Origin of the sequence: Desulforhabdus amnigena, from assembly GCF_027925305.1 — a bacterium.
Taxonomy (GTDB): domain Bacteria; phylum Desulfobacterota; class Syntrophobacteria; order Syntrophobacterales; family Syntrophobacteraceae; genus Desulforhabdus; species Desulforhabdus amnigena.
In genome coordinates this window covers 3,983,168-4,002,331 of the sequence record NZ_BSDR01000001.1, presented here as the reverse complement: position 1 = coordinate 4,002,331, position 19,164 = coordinate 3,983,168, and the positions used below count along the sequence as shown (strand labels likewise).

Sequence of the window (19,164 nt, the reverse complement as noted above, 5' to 3'; positions counted from 1 at the left end):
GCTATTCCGATCACAGCGGGCTATTTCAAGTATTTCATAGGATTTTCCGGGAAATTGTTCCCACGGTAAACCTCGCTTCCTTCCTTGTCCACAATAATAAAAAGCGGGATTCCCTGAACCCCATAGCTTCGGGAAACCTTCCCCTGGGCATCGAAAAGAATGGGATAGGGAGCCGGATGGCCTTCTTGATAACGCTTGACCCGCTCCAAGGAGTCGCCGCCTCCCACGTTGACACCCAGGATTTCCATCTCTTTTGGATCAATTTCCTGACGCAACTTAGCGAGTTTTGGCTTGGCTTCTATACAGTAAGGACACCACGTCGCCCAGAAATAAAGCAGAACAGGCCGTTGCCCCTTGTAATCGCTGAGTTTGACAGAGGTTCCGTTTAGATCTTTCAATTCAAAATCCGGGGCTTTTGTTTTGGAATCAGTACCCAGTAAAGAAGCCAGAATCTGCTTTCCCTCTTCCGCAAAGACCTTCCCTGTAAAACTCGATGTGACAAACGAGACACCCAGAAAAAAAATGAATGCCAACTTCAAAAAAAACAAATTCTTTTTTAGGTTCATAACCAGAATTCTCCTGTTTTGATAAAAAAATACTCGGCTGCGATAATCATGACCAGGCCAAAAGCCCTCTGGACTCGTCGCATCCAAATTCCCGAGCGGGGAAAAGATGCAAGAAGACCGGTGAAAGTTCCCACCAGAATCACCAACCCTCCCATACCATAGGCGAAGGCAAAAAGCATTCCCACTCCCCATGCAAGATCATGTTTGGCAGCTACGATGGTCAAAAGCACACCCAGAATGGGAGTCGTACAACTGCTCACAACCAAAGCAGAGGCTCCTCCCAATAAAACACTGGTGAGAATATCATGCCCGCCAATTTCTTTCACTCTAACACGGTTCAAAAAAGCCGGGGGAGAAAGGGGAACTACCTCCAACATCGCGAGACCAAAGATAAGGCATACATTTCCCACAAAAAAGTACGTCCACCGATTGGTGGTCAGTGCTCCAAAAAGTTGACCCGTCAACGCCGCAAAAGCTCCAAGGGTCGAATAAACCAAAGCCAATCCAAAAACATAAAACACGGAAAGAATGAATCCCTTCCATCGGCTGCCGTGAGATCTGCCACCTATGTAGGCAACGGTAATGGGCATCATAGGATAGGTACATGGGGTAAAGCTCGCCAGAAGCCCGCCCGCGAAAGCCAGGAAAATGGCAAAGACGGGGCGCGCGCCTGCAATCTGCTCAAATTGAGTCATCCACTCCAACGTTGATTCCTTTCAATTTTGAATCCGCATGCGGATTGAACCTGTTCCAAGAGCTTCAAACTTTTCAGCTCTTTCCTGATAAGATCACGAATCCAATCCATCAAACCATAAAAAAGAGGAGCTTTTTTCTCCTGCAAAAAATGTAATCGCCAAATCTTATCCACGGTCAACGACCTGACCTGTTGAATCAGAATCAAAGTACCCGCATCCAACAAAAGGTGATCATCATTCAAAAATCGGTGTTTCTGGCAAGCCAGTGTTCCCTGTTTGAGACGCCAGGCCCACCTTGCGGACGTTCGAATAGGACATCGACATATGCTGCAGCTTTGGAGCTCGGGCAGGTAGCCCATCATGTCCATAAACCGGATAAGAAACAGCAGCATCACGTTCAGAGGATCTCTGCTCTCAGTCAATTGGCCCAGGGTGGCAGTCAGAAGATAAAAGAGCTCTTCCTGCTCATCCCCTTCAGGGGTCATCTCCAGCAAAATCTCAGAAACCAGGGCTGCATATCCCCACCTTTCGACCTCAGTCGTTAAGGCTAAATACGGTTCCAATAATTTGCAAGCTTCAACCCATAGGAGAGATTTTCGTTCACGATATGTCAAGAGCACCAGGCTGCATGGCTCAAATGCATGGACAAAACGTTTTCGACTCCGCCTCGCTCCTTTGGCAATTCCCCTGAGCTTTCCCGCCGCTTTGGAATAGAAAGTGATCAGCCGGTCAGATTCCCCGTAGTCCCTGGTATGCAGAACAATGGCCTCGGTTTCGCAAATTTTCATATTTTCCAGAAATTATAAAAGAACATTCCTTTGTCGAGGGTCGGAATTCCGGGAGGTAATACAGAAAGATGCAAGGGCAGGATAATCCCATCGCTCAGATCCTTCAGACGATAGTCCTCTACACATGCAGAATCGATTGCTCCCGACAAAATACTCAACGCGCACACCAGCGTGTTGAAAATCGGGCTAAATCGATCCGCAGATTACACGGATTTTCGAAGATTAATAATCTTTCGATCCTGGTTTGGTAAAATCTATCCAATCTGCATAATCCGCGGATAGAAACAGGATGAAAAAGTCCGATTGCCACCCTCCGATTTTCATCACTTCACACGAACACCCTTTTCAGAATCCGAGATTTTTCCTTATTCTTTAAGATATCGAGGATCGGGAAGTCGAAAACGTACCACACTTCCAGATTTTCCGGGAATGGCCACTGGTTTCCCATCCCATTTCAACTGGACTCCACCTGCATTTCCGATCACCAGGCTGACTTTTTCCGATGCTTCCCATTCTCGCGTGTCACCCGGCTTGAGGAGTACGCTCTGCGGCTTTCCTGCGTCGGCTTTGACCTGGACCCATGTTTCCTGGTTCGCTTCGAATGTAAGACGATGTTTCTGACCTACCTCTCTCGGCGGCATCTCGGGTTTCTCTTCCGCTGTCCCCTCCACTACAGGGCGGTCAGCAGCAGAAGGCTTTGGAGCGGCAAATTCAGCGGATGCAACTTCTTCGGGTTTCGAAGAAGAGGCTGGAGAAGGCGGCACAGAGGGGGGTTGAGTTTTCGGCTCCTCTTTCTTGACGCCAAGGGGATACTCCGGCTGGGATGGAACGGAAGCTCTTTCCTCCGTTTCCGGGATTTTCGGAGGAACGGCTCTTTCCGATAGATCTGAAGGCAGTTCCTGTTGCGGATAGCCGTCATTGTTGATCGACTGAGACACAGACAATTTGTCCTGACGGTTTGATATCCAGACGCCGCCGTAAAGAGCTCCCACCAATGCCATGCCAAGAATCAAGATGGCAAAAATCCGCGTTCCCTTTTTTTTCTCAAAGGATTTCGATAGAGTTCCATAGCGCTGAATCCCCTCTTCCTGCCAGTTGCGAGCTTGAATTTCGGCGCTATATTTCTCCAACAAGGGCCCTGGATCAATACTCAATGTTGAACAATATGATGAAACGAAGCTGCGGATCAGCAAGGGAGCCCCAATGCGACCGAACTCACCTGCTTCTAAAGCTTGCAATGCGTTGACACTTACCCTGGTTTGTTGAGAAATGCTCTCCAGTGTCATCCCCTGACGCAATCGCTCAGACTTTAAGTATTCCGACAATTCACTCATAATATTCGGCACCCTATAGGGAAACTTGGATGAAGGACCGAGCCTCCAGCTCTTTGATCCACTCTTCGAACTTGCGACTCATTTCTCTTTGAAATAAAGCCCTGCGGGCTTTATCGCGAGCACTGGAATCCCCGGAATCCAGCTTCTCTCTCTGTACGTCCACAACTTTTACAATGTAATAACCAGCCGGAGCTTTCACCACCTCGCTCACGTCATTTGCATTGAGCCCCCTTACGGCCGACGCGATATCCGGCGCAAGCTCCTCCGCCGCAATGTAGCCAATATCACCACCCTCTTCCGGCGCAGGGCCCTTGGAATACTCTTTTGCCAGTTTGGCAAAATCTCCCCCGCCTTTCAAACGCCGATGAATCTCTCTTGCCAGCTTCTCAACATCATCCGCATCCTTGCCCTGAGCCCCCTCCGAAGTCGGCAAAAAAATGATGGAAAGCCTAAGACGCTCCTTCGTATTCCCTTCGTCCGTTTTCGCATTCTTCAAGTAGGCATCAACCTGTTCATCGGTAATCACCGTCTTGGATTTGAGCACACGTTCCAGAAGTCGCGAACGTTCCAGCTCTTTCTTGATTCCACTCCGGAACTGCTCGATGGTCTGCCCTCCCTGTTGCACAACATATTCAAATTGAGCGTCTGTAAAATTATTCTCCCTTTTGAGCGAATCGACGGCGGCATCCACTTCACGGTCGCTCACGGCGATCTTCATGCGGCGTACTTCTTGTTCCGTCAGCCGTTCCTGGATGATCTGATTCAGGACCTGACGTTCGAATTGAGGTTGCAAAGTCGCATCGGCCGGCTTCGACTCAGGAGAAATTTTTTCCACCTGACGGACTTTTTCCTGAAGCTCACTATACAAGATAACGTCACCGTTCACAACCGCCACAATGCGGTCCAAAGTTTCTCCCCACGCTGCTCCCGCCCACAGCGTCAAAACAATCAGCAGAATGGAACACCATCTTTTTGTGGTCAACATGCAATCCCCTCATACAGGTGATGATAAAATTTTATCCACTGTTAAAAGAATTTATTTCCGCATGCCGGCCGTACCTTGGGGCTTTCTCCGGAACCCGTCGACACACGCACCTCGACCTTAATTTAAGTTACTGAATTAACTTAATATTACTAGCATTCTTCCCCAATTCCTGCAAGATTCTTTTGAAACGTGCCAACCGCTGAGGCAAATTACGCCCCCATATCTCCATCTTGAGCTTGCGATCCGCTTCCAGTTGACAGGTGCATTTCTGTTCCTCGAGAAAGAAAAAAACCCTCTGAAGGTCGGTATCCTTCGTAAAATGAAGTGTAAAAGTCTCTTCTCCCCCGTCCATTCTCACGATGCCAAACCGTTTCAAAAGCAATCGAATTTTCGCCAACAGGATCAAATTCCGGGCTGTATCGGGAAAAGGACCGTACCGGTCCCGCCATTCTCCGACCAACTCATCCACATCCTCTTCCGCGACGACCGTCGACAACCTTTTATACGCTAGAAGCCTTTGATCCGTATCTGGAATGAAGGTCACCGGCAGGAAAGCGGAAAGGGGGACATTGATTTCCGTATCGATGGGCTCGGATTCAGCTTTATCGCCCTTCATCGCTTTCACGGTTCTTTCCAGCAGTTCCAGGTAGAGCTCGTAGCCCACGGCGGCGATGTGTCCTGACTGAGAAGATCCTAAAATCGTTCCTCCTCCACGAATCTGCAAGTCATTGAGTGCGATTTTGAACCCTGCACCCAGTTCACTGAAATCCATCAAAGCCCTCAAACGTTTTTGAGCATCTCGACTGATCAGATCTTCACCTGGAACGAGAAGATAGGCATACGCCTGCTCGGTGGATCGACCCACGCGCCCGCGCAACTGGTAAATCTGAGCCAGTCCGAACTTATCGGCACGGTTGATGATGATGGTGTTGGCCGCAGGGATGTCCAGGCCCGATTCAATGATGGTAGTACAAACCAGGACATCCACTTTTTGAGCGATGAAGTCGAGCATTACCTTTTCAAGCTCCCGTTCCTTCATCTGGCCGTGTGCCACAGCAAGCCGGGCTTCAGGAACAAGCTGTTTCAGTACATTGGCCATCTGGTATATGCTCTGCACATGATTGTGGACGAAAAAAACCTGTCCCTTCCTTGCCAACTCCCGGTATATAGCCTCTTTGATCGTGAGGTCATCGTACTTGCACATGAAGGTCTCTATGGAGTGGCGGTCTTGAGGAGGGGTCTCAATGGTGCTGAGGTCTCGCATCCCAGAAAGGGACATTTGAAGAGTGCGTGGAATGGGAGTAGCCGTCAGCGTCAAAACGTCCACGGAGACCCGGAACTCTTTGAGTTTTTCTTTGTGCTTGACTCCAAAACGGTGTTCCTCATCGATGATGAGCAGACCCAGGTCCCGAAAAACGACGTCCTTCTGCAACAATCGATGTGTTCCGATAACCACATCGATCGTCCCTTTTTTCAACCCTTCCAGCACCTGCTTTTGCTGAGCCGTCGTCTTGAAGCGGCTCAAACTGGCCACTTCTACTGGAAAGCCCTCGAATCTCTCCTTGAAAGCCTGGTAATGCTGCTCGGCCAAAATCGTCGTGGGAACCAGCATGGCCACCTGTTTCCCATCCGACACCGCTTTGAAAGCCGCTCGAAGCGCCACTTCCGTTTTACCAAACCCCACATCCCCACAAATCAAGCGATCCATGGGGCGTGCAGATGCCATATCTTCCAGTACGTCGTCAATAGCCTTCAACTGGTCCGGAGTTTCTTCGTAGCCGAACGTCGTCTCAAACTCCTGGAAAAGGCTGTCGGGAGGTGAAAATCGAAACCCTTCTTTGACCTCGCGCGAAGCATAGAGATTCAAAAGCTCTTCAGCAATCCGCTCAGCAGATTCAGCCGCCTTCTTTTTGGCCGCATCCCAGGACTTCCCTCCCAGTTTGTCCAATCGCGGCTCCTGCCCTTCCACTCCAAGATACTTCTGGACCTTTTGCAGCTTATCCACCGGCACGTACAGGCGGTCCGCATCCTGGTAATGAATGAGCAGGAAATCACTTTCAATGCCCCGCACATTCAAATGTACCAACTCTTTGTAAAGGCCTATTCCATGGTCCACGTGCACAACATAGTCATCGACATGAAGATCCTGAAAAGAATTCAGGAAAATACCCGAAAGAGACTTCCTCGACCTTCTATGTGACCGCCTTCCAAAGATCTCTTCTTCAGCAATCACGGCCAGCCTTTCCGCTGGCCAGAAAAAGCCCCTTTCAAGCCCCCCCTCAATCACTTTGACCGCCGGCGCACCGTACGACTCCTCACCGAAGGGAAAAGGACTGTACAAGGCGTCCACACCATAACCCGTGAGCAACTCTGTCATGCGCTTGGCCTGCCCTTTCTGGTGGCAGACAAGAAAAACGATGATTCCCTCCCGCTGCCATTTTTGAAACTGCAGGGCAAGCGGCTCCAGCAGACGTTCCTTGTTGGGGTGAGATTTGACGGTGAGGACCAAATCTTCGTGCCCTCCAGCCCCCAAATCGAATCGTTTCACTTCGGCAGCCTGGTCCTCGATGGAATTCACTCGGATATGCCGGAACGCATCTGCCGCTGCGAGCAAACGTTCCGGAACTTCAAAGAGCTCTTCGGGCGGTCTTTTCCATTCATCACCGGCACGGTTTCCTTCCCAATCCCGCGCCATTTTCCAGTAATGTTCGTTCATTTCCTTCCGCACGAGAATGTCATCGGACCAAACCATGAGCGTTTCGGAGGGCAGATAATCCAGAAGTGTCCCCAATTTCTCATAAAAAATGGAGATAACCGATTCAAAGGCTCCGAATTGGTGACCCTCCTGAAACTTCTCCAGCCAGACGTTCCCTGCCGAAGGAGTCAGATTTTCCTTATTCACATCTTCATAAACAGCATCTCGAGCCCGTTCCTTTGCAGCATCGTTCAGAATAATCTCACTGACAGGCAACAGGATGAAGTCTTCCAGGGTTCCCATGGAACGCTGTGAACTGGGATGAAACAGCCGAATGGATTCCAATTCGTCTCCAAAGAATTCCAAACGTATCGGCCACGGATAAAGTGGCGCATACACATCCAGAACTCCTCCCCTCCGGCTGAAATCCCCGTATTCCTCCACCAGGGAAACCCCGTAATAGCCACAGTCGACCAGTTTTCTGGAAAAAGATTCCAGGTCCATCTCCTCTCCCACGACCTTGTACTCCGCATGCTTCATGAGATCTTCCGGCAGGGGAAGACGCTCCATAAGAGCCAGGGCCGAAGTTACAACCAAAATGGGAGAGGATGCGTTCCTCAGGGCATAAAGAGTCTCCAGCCTGCGGGCCGTGGTCTCCATCTTGCCGAGAGACTGTATCTTTCGGCCGGTTCGGGAAGGAAAATACCAGATACGCTGCGCAAGAGGAGTATCCGCCCGGGAACTCTCTTTTCCCCAAAAAAAACGAATAACCTCCATATATTTTTCTGCCTCCCGGTCCGTGGGGGCAATCAACAGGAAATTCCTTTTGAGAGACTTTATTCCTTTGGCCAGCAGATAGGATAGAGCCGTCGGATGTGTTCCACGCAAGGAAAACGATTCTTTCGAGTGATTCAAAAAAGATAAGATCTTCTCGACATTGTCTTTCCAGGCCCCTCCGTCCACCTTTCCTCCGTCGGGAGAGATTTCTTCATCCTGAAAAACCAAAGTTTCCATGCGTTCCTATTGTCCTTTCGTTTCTGAAGCAAAAAAGATTTCATTCGATTCAAAGCTTGAAATATAACCAAGATGTGTTTGGAAAGAAAGTTTTCATATGATTTATGATCATGTTAAAGAAAGATTCACAACAGCGCAGGGCGGGCAATATCTTTTCCTTGTCTGCCTCCATTAAAGCAACACCTCTTCCCGGTGGGCAACACTCCTCTTTTGCTCATTCTACAAGAGGGTTGCATTTTGCCAATAGTCTTAGCTCGACACTGTCAGAATGCATCTAGACCACAGAGACACGGAGAACAGAGAGATTTCATTTGAAAGGTCTTTCTCCATGCCTTCTGTGTCTCCGTGGTTAATGTGACAATGTCGCATTAGGAAGGATGAATACATAATGGCTAGAATGTCAGTCCAGGATTTGCTTCGCAAGCTTCCCGGTGTGGATGCCTTGCTCCAAATGGAACCGCTGCAGGAGGCGCTCACCCGACACCCGCGTAAACTCCTTCTTGAAAGTATACGCCACGTTTTGGAGGCCAAAAGAAAGAGCATTCTTGGTCAAGAAGAATCACTTCATGAGGCCGACCTCGAACCACCACGCCTCGTGCAACTCATTCTCGATCGTCTCCGGCAGATCAGTGGCCACACCCTGCGTCCCGTAGTCAATGCAAGCGGCATTGTGATTCACACCAATCTGGGGCGATCCCTTCTCCCTGAAGAAGCCGTCGAACGTTTGAAAATACTTTGCTGCAGCTACAACAACCTCGAATACGACCTGGAAAAAGGTCGGAGAGGTTCACGCTACGTGCATGCCGAGGCCATACTGTGCGAACTGACCGGAGCGGAAGCCGCTTTGGTGGTCAACAACAACGCAGGCGCAGTCTTCCTCGTGTTGAACACTCTGGCCGCAGGGAAAGAGGTCATTGTCTCCCGTGGACAACTTGTGGAAATCGGAGGATCCTTCCGGATTCCTGATGTAATGCGCAGCAGCGGAGCCATCCTGCGTGAAGTGGGTTGCACCAATCGTACTCATCCGAGAGATTACGAGTCGGCCATCAACGAAGCGACGGCGCTGCTCATGAAAGTTCACACCAGCAATTACCGCATCATTGGGTTTTCCTCGGAAGTCCCGCTGGAAGAAATGGTCGCCCTGGGGAGAAAGCATGGATTGCTGGTGGTGGAGGATTTGGGAAGCGGTTCTTTCCTGAACTTCGCCCCCTTCGGTTTACAGGGTGAGCCCACTGTTCAGGAAACTGTCCGCGGGGGCGCCGATATCGTTACTTTCAGTGGAGACAAACTGCTGGGCGGGCCACAGGCGGGAGTCATACTGGGAAAGAAAGAATTGATCGGGCGCTGCAAGAAAAACCCAATGACGCGTGCACTTCGCGTAGATAAAATGACCTTGGCCGCTCTTGAAGCAACTCTTCGCCTCTACCGGGATGAAAGGCTGGCAATGGAGCGGATACCGACACTTCGAATGATCACGACCCCTCTGCCGGTGCTGGAAGAACGGGCACATCGCCTGGCATCCCTCATTGGGGAAGCGGATACCCGCAAAGCCCTTCAGATAAAAGTGCAGTCCAGTTCCTCGCAGGTAGGTGGCGGGTCTCTGCCGGCACAAAACCTCCCGACCTATGTGGTTGCGGTCCGGTCACACCGAATGAGCACCCGGAAAATTGAGCTTTTCCTCAGAAACAACACTCCCCCTATCATCGGACGCATCGAATCCGACCTTTTTCTCATGGATGTCCGGACCCTTCAGCCCAACGAACTCCCGATCCTTCAGCAAGCTTTCAAAGATATCCTTTCAAAGTTCAAAGAAGATTGAGCAAGGCGATGGCTTCATTCTTACATGACACGCAACTGAATATATAAGTCTCCCCGGTGATGCATGCTGTTGGCAAAGGCCCGTCCCATTTCCTTTAGCCGCAATTTGGTGCCCGACTTCACGCCGGGTGGAATGCGCACGGAGATCCGCTTACCTTCCCCCATATGCGGAAGCTCCACTTTCACTACGGTACCGGTGACGGCATCCTGAGGAGAAATCATCAACTCGTAAGTGACATCCGGAGTGTTATGCCCAACAGCCTCTTTATCATTGGCTACGGGAGAACCGGCTGCCAATCCCAGTGCCTTCTTGAGGATGTAGCCACCAATTTTCTTGCCCGCCTTGCCCAACAGGGAAATCCCTTGTTCCAAAAGACCCTTGGGCTCCGAAGGTTGAGGAGGGACATTTCTGCGAATGTGCGCCGAATGTCCTCCCGCCCTCTGTCCAGTACTGCCATTGTAGCGGAAGACCCGCGACCCGCCGGGGCCGCCCCAAAAAATCCCCTGAAAAAATATGGTCTTATCTCCAAAAAAAAGACGATTCAAAAACGTATCGTCGAAACGGAACCCCATGCGCTGGAATTCCCGCTGCATCTCGGAGAAGGCATCTTGAGCATAACGGCTGTTGAAAAAATCCCGGAATATTTCTTCCTGAGAATACCCAAAGCCCGCCCCTGCAGCACCATTCTGACGCTGCTGGAACCCTAAGTTGCGATACTGATCATATTGAGCACGTTTTTGCGGGTCAATGAGGACCCCATAAGCTTCACTGATTTTCTTGAAGCGTTCTTCCGCCCCCCGATCGTTGGGATTTCGGTCAGGGTGCGTTTCCAAAGCCAGCTTTCGGTAATTTTTCTTGATCTCGTCTACCGAAGCTTCAGGCGAAACACCCAGGATTTGATAATAATCTTGCTGAGACATCTTGTTTCAGTTCTCCTTAAATTCTCCCCGCAGGGAGAAAACGACTCCCGTCCGGACTCTTTCTACTCTCCATAGATTTTGTATAAATTAGCAACTAAATATAAAATCTTAAATATGCAAGATCAAGATGCCGTTCCCCTTCCGGTCACTATGGAGAACACACACCGCATCTTCGGCAATTTTTCTCCAACCGACATGGAGGGCTGCTGATTCCTTTGAGAGCCCTCTCGTATTCCTCCCACAGGTAAGCCCTCTTCACTCCGTGATCGATGATCTCCCAAGGAAAAACTTCATCTTTATTTCGCTCCCGCATGACCCAGAAATCGGGATTGAACGGGACATTGCGCAGGGCCTGCGTCCAGGAGCCTCCTTCCACCCCCACTCTTTCAAGAAATCCACTCACCCGCCGATCGCCCCGTGAAAGCAGTGCCTGTATATAAGCCCATTTGGGCATATCGAAGTGAACTCGAACATTGGGAACCTTTTGGAGCGCTTTCTGAATCCACTTTGCCCGTTCTTTCAATTCGCGGACCCCGGCAAAGGATACCCACTGGAACGGGGTAAAGGCTTTGGGAACAAAGCCATGAATGCTGAGTGTGATGGTTCCGAGCTGTTTGCGTCCCCGGCTGATCCTGAGAACGTGGTGCTTCACACCTTTGGCCAGATCGACAATGGCCTCGAGATCCTCGATCATTTCCGTGGGCAAGCCGATCATGAAATAAAGTTTGAGATGGAGGATCCCCTTTTGTGTGAGCAGGTTTACGGCGGAATAGATCTGTTCCTCGGAGAGGTTCTTGTTGATGACGCGCCGCATACGCTCGGACCCGGCCTCGGGAGCGATGGCTACCGATTGATGTTGACTCGACTGCAGGGCGGAAACGATCTCCGGGTTGAGGGTATCCGCCCGCAGTGATGAAAAAGAAAGCGCCCCCCCTTCGTCCAAAAGAGAGCGGCAGAGAAAAGAGATCTCCGGATGATCGGAAACGGCTGCACTCACCAGTCCGATCCTCGGAACATCTGAAATCAAAGGCTCCGCCGTTTCCAACAGCTTACCGGCCCCATGATACCTCATAGGGCGATATACATAGCCTGCAGCACAAAAACGACACCCACGGCCGCACCCTCGCCCTATCTCCAGGAGCATGACATTGCTGAATTCTGTTTGGGGCGTGAAAACGACGGTTCTACACGGCATGCTTTTGGAGAGGTCCGCGCGCCGGTAAGGAATCTTCTCGGGGATTCGATACCCTCTCCGAGGCGTCATGGACTTGATGGTGCCGTCGGAACGATAGGAGACCTCATAGAGGGAAGGGACATAAATCCCAGGCACTTCTTCTGCAAGAACTCTCAAAAACTCCGTTCTGCTCAGATTGTTTCGATGCAGATCCTCCAGCAAGCCATGAAAATCTGGAAGAATGGCTTCAGACTCCCCAACAAAAATGAAATCCATAAAAGGAGCGAGGGGTTCGGGATTGAGAAACACGGCCACCCCACCTGCAGCCACAAGAGGATGGACGGCAGTGCGTCCTTCGGTCTTAGAAGGTATACCCGCCCACTTGAGCATTTCAAGGACATTGGTGTAGTCGTTTTCAAAGGGAATAGAAAAGGCAATGAGATGAAAGTCTTGAAGGGGACGCTGGGATTCGACTGTGAGTAGATTGCCCGTATTCTGACTCAGAATCGCCAGGTCTTCAGGTTCCGGATAAAAAACCCTTTCGCAAACTACTTCTTCCAACTGGTTCAGGGCCGCATAAACCGTCTGAAAACCCAAATTGGACATTCCCACGGCATAACGGTTCGGGAAGGCCAGGGCGACACGGATCCTCCCCCCCCAATCCTTAAGGATCGTTCCTTTTTCTTCAGCCAGCCATTGCTGCTGGCGTTTTTTCAGTTTCCAAAGCATAGTCGGATTGCTGTCAGAGGGCCACGGACCATGGCCAAAAGAGATGTAAATATAAAGAGGGACCCGGTAGTCCGGGAAGCGGAGCCCTCCACCTGCCGTTCATACCTTTTGGAAGAGGACTCCAGCCTGCAACTCGCAGCTAGTCCGCCTGACGGCGAATGAAGGTAGGAATACTCAGATCTTCCTCATCCCTGGAAGCTCCCGTCAGCTTCTGAAGGAATGTCCGTCTCCTGGGCTGCTGTTCCTCAACCGCCGCCTCTTCCCTGGCCGGGCGGTGCCGTACCACTGTAGGTATTTGAAGATAATCATAATTCAACTCGGGAACAATTCCTTCCGAGGGAAGACGCTTGGCGCGCGTCGGAGCTTCCTGTTTCAACGGCTTTTCCATTTTTCCGATTCCAGTGGCTATTACGGTTACCCGAACTTCTTCTCCAATCGCCGGGTCCAGAGCCATGCCGAGGAAGATATTGGCATCCTCGTCCATTTCCTTGTGAATGAGAGAAGCCACTTCTTCAAACTCATGCATTCCCAAATCCTGGCCGGTCGAAATGTTGATGAGAGCGGCACGCGCTCCATGAATGGAAATATCTTCGAGAAGAGGACTCGAGATCGCCTGTTGCGCAGCCTGTGAAGCCCGGTTTTCACCCACACCCACACCGGTCCCCATAAGGGCCAGCCCCTTCTCACTCATGACGGTCCTCAAGTCGGCGAAATCCACATTGATATAGCCGGGATGCGTAATGAGATCCGAAATTCCCTTCACGGCGTACAACAATACATCATCTGCTCGCTTGAACATTTCCAGGAATGTGGCTCTGCGGTCCGCCAGGCACAGCAGACGGTTGTTTGGAATGGTAATGAGTGTATCCACTACCTCCTGAAGAGACTTGAGACCTTCCTCGGCATTGCGATGCCTCACCTTTCCCTCAAAGGCAAAAGGCTTGGTCACAACGGCCACCGTCAAGGCTCCCATTTCCTTGCAGACCTGCGCAACGACGGGAGCACCTCCAGTGCCGGTCCCACCTCCCAAACCGGCGGTGATGAAGACCATGTCACTGCCATCCACAGCTTCACGAATCTTTTCTATGTCTTCCTGGGCAGACTTGCTCCCTATCTCGGGATTCCCACCCGCTCCCAACCCCTTCGTCAGATTCACTCCCAGCTGAATCTTGGTGGGAGCCAGATTCTGATCCAATACCTGAAAGTCCGTGTTTGCGGCAATGAACTCGACACCATCCAAACCACCGTTGATCATGTTGTTGATAGCGTTTCCACCTCCGCCCCCGATCCCCAAAACCTTGATTTTCGCTCTACTGTTGTTCGTTATGATTACATTTTCAGATTTTTTTTCCATGTCCGTGCCCTTCCCAGTGCTTGAACGTTTCATGTCAAAAAATTACATTCAAGATTGCGCTCATATATGCCATAGACTCGAAATGACTTTCGAAAGACTCCGTTCCCCCTCATGCATCCTCATCCCACACGGGCCTTCTCTCACCAGAATTCTCTGAACCAACGCTTCATCATTGTCAGGACTTTGCTCACCAGGTTGGAATCTTCATCAATGGGTCCACGACTTTTTCCATGCTTTCTGCCATAAGCCAGCAAGCCCGTAGCTGTGGCATACATGGGATTTTTGACCACATCGCCCAACCCTCCGAAATGAAAGGGGACACCAATTCGAACCGGCATATCGAAGATCCTTTCCGCCACTTCCCGAATACCCGGTAAAAGCGATACGCCACCCGTCAGCACCATACCGGCATGAAGCGATTCCATGAATCCAGACCGAACCAACTCCCACTCAATGATTTTGATAATCTCCTCAACCCTGGCTTCGATGATTTGCGTAAGAATGGATTGTGCCAATTGACGGGGTTTCTGACCTCCTACGGAACCGACTTCTATCATCTCCTGCTGGTTGATCCGATCTACCAGGGCACAGCCATATTTCTTTTTGATCTTTTCCGCCTCTTCCATCGAGGTCCGCAATCCAACGGAAATATCCGATGTGATATGGCTCCCCCCCAGCCCAACTACACATGAGTACCGGATGGCATGGTCCAGAAAGACAGCTACGTCACTGGTGCCTCCGCCAATATCCACGAGAGCGACCCCCAGATGTTTCTCGTCGGTATCAAGGACCGATTCACTGGAAGCCAACGACTCCAACACTACGTCCTGCACCTGCAAACCAGCCCGCTCACAGCATTTGATAATATTTTGAACTGCACTGACCGCCCCTGTGATGATGTGAACCTTGGCCTCGAGACGCACCCCCGCCATTCCCGTAGGGTTCTGAATGCCCTCCTGGTCATCCACCAGGAACTGTTGAGGCAAAACATGGAGTATTTGACGATCATAGGGGAGAGCAATGGTCTTGGCGGCATCCAAAACCCGGTCGATATCGGCCTGAGTCACCTCGCGGCTCTTGACCGCGATCACACCGTGGCTGTTGAGGCTTTGAACATGAGTCCCCGCCACCCCGGCATAGACGGAAGAAATCTCGCAGCCGGCCATGAGTTCGGCTTCTTCCACTGCTTTCCTGATGGATTGTACCGTCTGATCGATGTTGACGACCACTCCTCCCCTCAATCCAATGGAAGGATAGGTCCCTACGCCAACGATATCGATCCCTTCGGAGGTGACCTCCCCGACAACGGCACAAATCTTGGTCGTCCCAAGGTCAAGGCCGACTATCAATTCCTCTCTTCTACCCATTGCTTCCTCTCCCCCCCCCTTCAACTCTTGAGAGATGGCGCACAAATCCTATGGTTGATGGCTCCCGGAGCTGACGACGCTGCGCCATGCCGGACCGCAAGCCATTCTACTACATTCAACGATACCACTTGTTAGAGAAAATCAAGTATCCTTCTGCGGTGGAAAATGCCTCTCAACATATGCCCGGTTTGGATAATCGAGATCGATGCGTGTCACAGAATCCAGCCACTGATTCTCCCGCAGCATGGCAAAAATGCCTTTCAAACGAACCAGCTTTTCTTCAAAGCCTTCTGATCCCATCTGGATCGCGATGGTTCTCTGAGGGGTATACAAAGTGAATCCCGCCTCCCCAAGCCAGCGGCATTCAGAGATGAGACTCGTCGGCAGCCAGTCTTTGAATTTTGCCAGGGCGGTACACATTTCTTTCAATTCTTCCAGAGGTTCATCGGGAAGCGTGGTTCCCACTTGCAATTCCATCGCCTGGAATCCCGTCACAAAAAGAAGATCCGGATGTTTTTCTCTCGCCGTTCTCGAAAAGAGTATTCCTTTTCTATCCACCAACAACAGATCATCCGCCTGAATGATTGCCAGGGGTTCTCGCTCCTGGACTTCAACCACGATACGTCCAGGCGGTTCGATTCTCACCACGGAGGACTCCAGCCACGGAATGGACTCAAGCCGCCGGGAAAGCTCCGCTGTTTTGAGGGTCAGCAGATTGGCATATCTGGGAACTCTGAGCGCATCCAGAATATGCTTGCGCTCCGCATGTTTCAGCCCTGTAATCTGCAGATCTTCCACTCTAAGCCAGGGCGCTTCCAGCAAAGCATAATATGCGTGGGCAAGGGCCGCGCTCATGCAGACCACGAAGGATATCAAAAAGGCAAAACCCAGAATGCTTTTGAGCAGCATCCTGAGCACCTTGCGGCGCTTGACCCTGTCGGGACGATATCGATTCTCTCTTTTCCTCATGGCATCCAAATCAAGCAAGAGGGGCCCTGCCCCTTATTCGCTCCCTTTGTCTCTCGTCCCAGCCGTTCTCCGGCCTCCCCCGGGCCAGCCAAGTCATCGCTTCTTGCAACCATTCATTACGCGCCGCTTTCCAGTCTCTTGAGAAGTGCTTCGCCCACCTGCCAAATGTTGCCCGCTCCCAGGGTCATTACCACGTCATTGGGCTTTACAATGGAACAGAGTCGCTCCAGCATTTCGTCCATATTGGCGCAAAAATGGAGGTCGTTATGGCCATGGGCTGCAATCTGTTCCATGAGCAAGGAGCCGGTGACCCCGGCAATGGGCTTTTCACTGGCCGCATAGATCTCTGAAAGGAGGAGAACATCCGAATGATAGAAGCATCGCGAAAACTGGTCCATCAGGGCATGAGTACGGGAATACCGGTGCGGCTGAAAGGCAATGATGCGCCGCCGGTCCGGAAAGCAATTTGCAAGAGTCTCCAGAACAGCCCGAATTTCCGTGGGATGATGCCCATAATCGTCCAACACCAGGACCCCCTTCGCCTCACCTTTGATCTGAAAGCGGCGCTGCACCCCCGTCATATCCCGCAGCCCCGCCTGGACATGGGGCCACTCCAATTCGAGCTCCCGCGCCACAGCCACGGCCGCAAGAGAATTCAACACATTGTGCCGCCCGGGAATAGGAATCTCTATCTCTCCAAGCTCCTCTCCCTGGTAAAAGGCACGATACGTTGTCGAGAGTCCGTTGGTCTTGACATCGCGGGCCTGGAAATCGGCCTGTGAGGAAAAGCCGTATGTCACAAAGCGTTTTTCGATCTGAGGAAGAATCGACTGAATGTTTTCGTCTTCCAGGCACAGCACCGCCTGCCCGTAAAAGGGGATCTTATTGATGAATTTCAAAAAAGTCTGCTGAATGTGTTCAATATCTCGGTAGTAGTCCAGATGTTCCAGATCAATATTTGTCACTACCGCTATGGTGGGGGAAAGCATCAAAAAGGTCCCGTCACTTTCATCCGCTTCAGCCACCAGGAAGTCTCCATGCCCCAATTTCGCGTTCGTTCCCCATGCATTCAGCCTTCCGCCGATCACGACCGTGGGATCCACGCCTCCACGCGCCAGAACCGTCGAAACCATGGAAGTGGTGGTGGTCTTGCCATGAGCGCCAGCCACCAGAACCGAATATTTCAGGCGCATGAGTTCCGCCAGCATCTCGGCGCGGCGAATCACGGGCACCTTGGGTAGAGCCCGCGCCGCCTGAACTTCCGGGTTATCCTCAGAAATGGCCGAAGAGAGAACCACAACGTCGGCTCCGCGTACATGCGCCGCCTGATGGCCGATCCATACCTCCGCACCCAGTCCCGCCAGCCGCCGCGTGATATCCGAATCTTTCACGTCGGACCCACTCACCCGATACCCCAGGTTCAGCAGGAGCTCGGCGATGCCACTCATACCGATTCCGCCGATACCTATAAAATGAATGTGCTGATAACGTTTGAACATCCTAATCCATTCGCCTTTCGATACTCCGGGCAATATTCATGAGAATTCCAATGGCCGCACAATTCGCTGTGAAAGCACTTCCTCCATAGGAGATAAAAGGGAGAGGCAACCCTTTGGTGGGAACCAACCCCAAAACGACCGCCATGTTGAGCAGGGCCTGCAGAGAAAACAGCATCGTCAGCCCCAAAGCCATGAGGGTCCCCATAAGATCCGGTGCCCGCCGAGAGATCACGAGGCCCGTCCGGAAAAGAAAAAAGAAGAGTACGCAGACGGCCAAAATCCCCAAAAAACCCAGCTCCTCGCCAATCACCGCCAAAATAAAATCCGTATAGGATTCAGGAAGGTAAAACATCTTTTGCTGCCCGGCTCCAAGCCCTTTTCCAAGCAATCCCCCAGATCCTACGGCTATCCAGGCTTGAATGAGCTGGTACCCGGAATCGAGTGGATCCGTCCACGGATTCATGAAGGCTGTTACACGCTCCCAACGGTAGGGAACATGATAAACGAATTTGTAGATTCCCAGGGCCGCAATAGGCGCCAGAATAAATAAATGACGGCAGAGGACTCCTCCAGCCGCCAACATTATGACAGTCAGACCCCCAATAATAAAGGTCGTTCCAAAATCGGGCTCTTTGAGAAGTAATCCGCTAAAAATACCGCACAATACGATGTGAGGCAAGAAACCAATCTTAAACTGCCTGATTTTCTCCTGCTTTTTCACCAGAGAAACACTCAGGTAGAGGACCCAGACCACTTTGGCATATTCTGCAGGCTGCAATAGAAAAAATTTCAATTGAAACCAACGCCTTGCGTTGTTGATTTCCGCACCGATTCCCGGCATCAGCACAAGAAACAATGCAGCGATTGTCCCCAGGACCATCCAGCCTATATGATCTTTATAGCGCTTGTAAGGGATACGGCTTGCCAAAATCATGACAACTATCCCAAGAGCTATGCAAAAAAATTGCCGTTTTAAATAATGAGACGGATCCGAAAATTTTTTGAGGGCCAAAATCGAACTGGCGCTGTATATCATGATCAACCCGAACATGATGAGCAGTGACACCTCGATCCACAACTGATTTTCGAGGGAAAGCACATTCCATGAGGCGCCCTTCGTATCTTTCATCCTGGGTTCGTTTTTAAACGAAGGCGCCTCTCCAATGGATCTGACTGCCTGATTCATGGCTCAACGATCTCGGTCAATGGTCCCTCCTTCGCATCCAATGATCCGCCCCCCTCCGACCGTTTTTCAT

At 51.1% G+C, this 19,164-nt stretch carries 14 protein-coding genes and 1 pseudogene; 1 reads left to right on the top strand and 14 read right to left on the bottom strand.

What is annotated here, in order from left to right; all coding sequences use genetic code 11:
• Positions 1-20: 20 nt before the first annotated feature.
• From QMG16_RS17020 to mfd, 7 genes and pseudogenes are all read right to left on the bottom strand, one after another.
• A complete protein-coding gene (locus tag QMG16_RS17020) occupies positions 21-566 on the bottom strand; it encodes a peroxiredoxin family protein (RefSeq protein WP_281796160.1) in 546 nt (181 codons plus the stop codon).
• Positions 563-1,261: a cytochrome c biogenesis protein CcdA gene (locus QMG16_RS17015; RefSeq protein ID WP_281796158.1), complete on the bottom strand. Its 699-nt coding sequence runs from the start codon at positions 1,259-1,261 to the stop codon at positions 563-565. The genes QMG16_RS17020 and QMG16_RS17015 overlap by 4 nt, the downstream gene beginning before the upstream one ends.
• The gene (gene recO, locus QMG16_RS17010; protein ID WP_281796156.1) at positions 1,258-2,049 is read right to left on the bottom strand and encodes a DNA repair protein RecO; all 792 of its coding nucleotides are present in this window, start codon (positions 2,047-2,049) and stop codon (positions 1,258-1,260) included. The genes QMG16_RS17015 and recO overlap by 4 nt, the downstream gene beginning before the upstream one ends.
• Positions 2,050-2,414: 365 nt before the next feature.
• Positions 2,415-3,182 carry a DUF4115 domain-containing protein gene (locus QMG16_RS17005; RefSeq protein ID WP_281796154.1) on the bottom strand — a complete coding sequence of 256 codons (768 nt, stop codon included), beginning with the start codon at positions 3,180-3,182 and terminating at the stop codon, positions 2,415-2,417.
• Between the two features lie 12 nt (positions 3,183-3,194).
• Positions 3,195-3,383: pseudogene (locus tag QMG16_RS19705) on the bottom strand (helix-turn-helix domain-containing protein); the annotation flags it as partial.
• A 13-nt stretch (positions 3,384-3,396) separates the two neighbouring features.
• Positions 3,397-4,368, bottom strand: a complete 972-nt coding sequence (locus tag QMG16_RS17000; RefSeq protein ID WP_281796152.1) for a peptidylprolyl isomerase — start codon at positions 4,366-4,368, stop codon at positions 3,397-3,399.
• 127 nt (positions 4,369-4,495) lie between these two features.
• Positions 4,496-8,077, bottom strand: a complete 3,582-nt coding sequence (mfd, locus tag QMG16_RS16995) for a transcription-repair coupling factor (protein WP_281796151.1) — start codon at positions 8,075-8,077, stop codon at positions 4,496-4,498.
• Between the two features lie 388 nt (positions 8,078-8,465).
• On the opposite strand from mfd, the gene selA reads away from it, so the two are divergent.
• Positions 8,466-9,896 carry an L-seryl-tRNA(Sec) selenium transferase gene (gene selA / locus QMG16_RS16990; protein WP_281796149.1) on the top strand — a complete coding sequence of 477 codons (1,431 nt, stop codon included), beginning with the start codon at positions 8,466-8,468 and terminating at the stop codon, positions 9,894-9,896.
• 20 nt (positions 9,897-9,916) lie between these two features.
• Here selA and QMG16_RS16985 read toward each other — a convergent pair whose 3' ends face one another.
• From QMG16_RS16985 to ftsW, 7 genes are all read right to left on the bottom strand, one after another.
• Positions 9,917-10,816, bottom strand: a complete 900-nt coding sequence (locus QMG16_RS16985) for a DnaJ domain-containing protein (RefSeq protein ID WP_281796148.1) — start codon at positions 10,814-10,816, stop codon at positions 9,917-9,919.
• Between the two features lie 148 nt (positions 10,817-10,964).
• Entirely contained in the window at positions 10,965-12,719 is a 1,755-nt protein-coding gene (locus tag QMG16_RS16980; RefSeq protein WP_281796147.1) for a TIGR03960 family B12-binding radical SAM protein, read from the bottom strand.
• A 139-nt stretch (positions 12,720-12,858) separates the two neighbouring features.
• Positions 12,859-14,073, bottom strand: a complete 1,215-nt coding sequence (ftsZ, locus tag QMG16_RS16975; protein WP_281796145.1) for a cell division protein FtsZ — start codon at positions 14,071-14,073, stop codon at positions 12,859-12,861.
• Positions 14,074-14,213: 140 nt separating this feature from the next.
• Positions 14,214-15,440: a cell division protein FtsA gene (gene ftsA / locus QMG16_RS16970; RefSeq protein WP_281796144.1), complete on the bottom strand. Its 1,227-nt coding sequence runs from the start codon at positions 15,438-15,440 to the stop codon at positions 14,214-14,216.
• A 141-nt stretch (positions 15,441-15,581) separates the two neighbouring features.
• Positions 15,582-16,427: a cell division protein FtsQ/DivIB gene (locus QMG16_RS16965; RefSeq protein WP_281796142.1), complete on the bottom strand. Its 846-nt coding sequence runs from the start codon at positions 16,425-16,427 to the stop codon at positions 15,582-15,584.
• 98 nt (positions 16,428-16,525) lie between these two features.
• Positions 16,526-17,908: a UDP-N-acetylmuramate--L-alanine ligase gene (murC, locus tag QMG16_RS16960; protein WP_281796141.1), complete on the bottom strand. Its 1,383-nt coding sequence runs from the start codon at positions 17,906-17,908 to the stop codon at positions 16,526-16,528.
• Position 17,909: 1 nt separating this feature from the next.
• On the bottom strand, positions 17,910-19,037 hold the full coding sequence (gene ftsW / locus QMG16_RS16955; protein WP_281796139.1) for a putative lipid II flippase FtsW: 1,128 nt from the start codon (positions 19,035-19,037) through the stop codon (positions 17,910-17,912).
• Between the last annotated feature and the right edge of the window lie 127 nt (positions 19,038-19,164).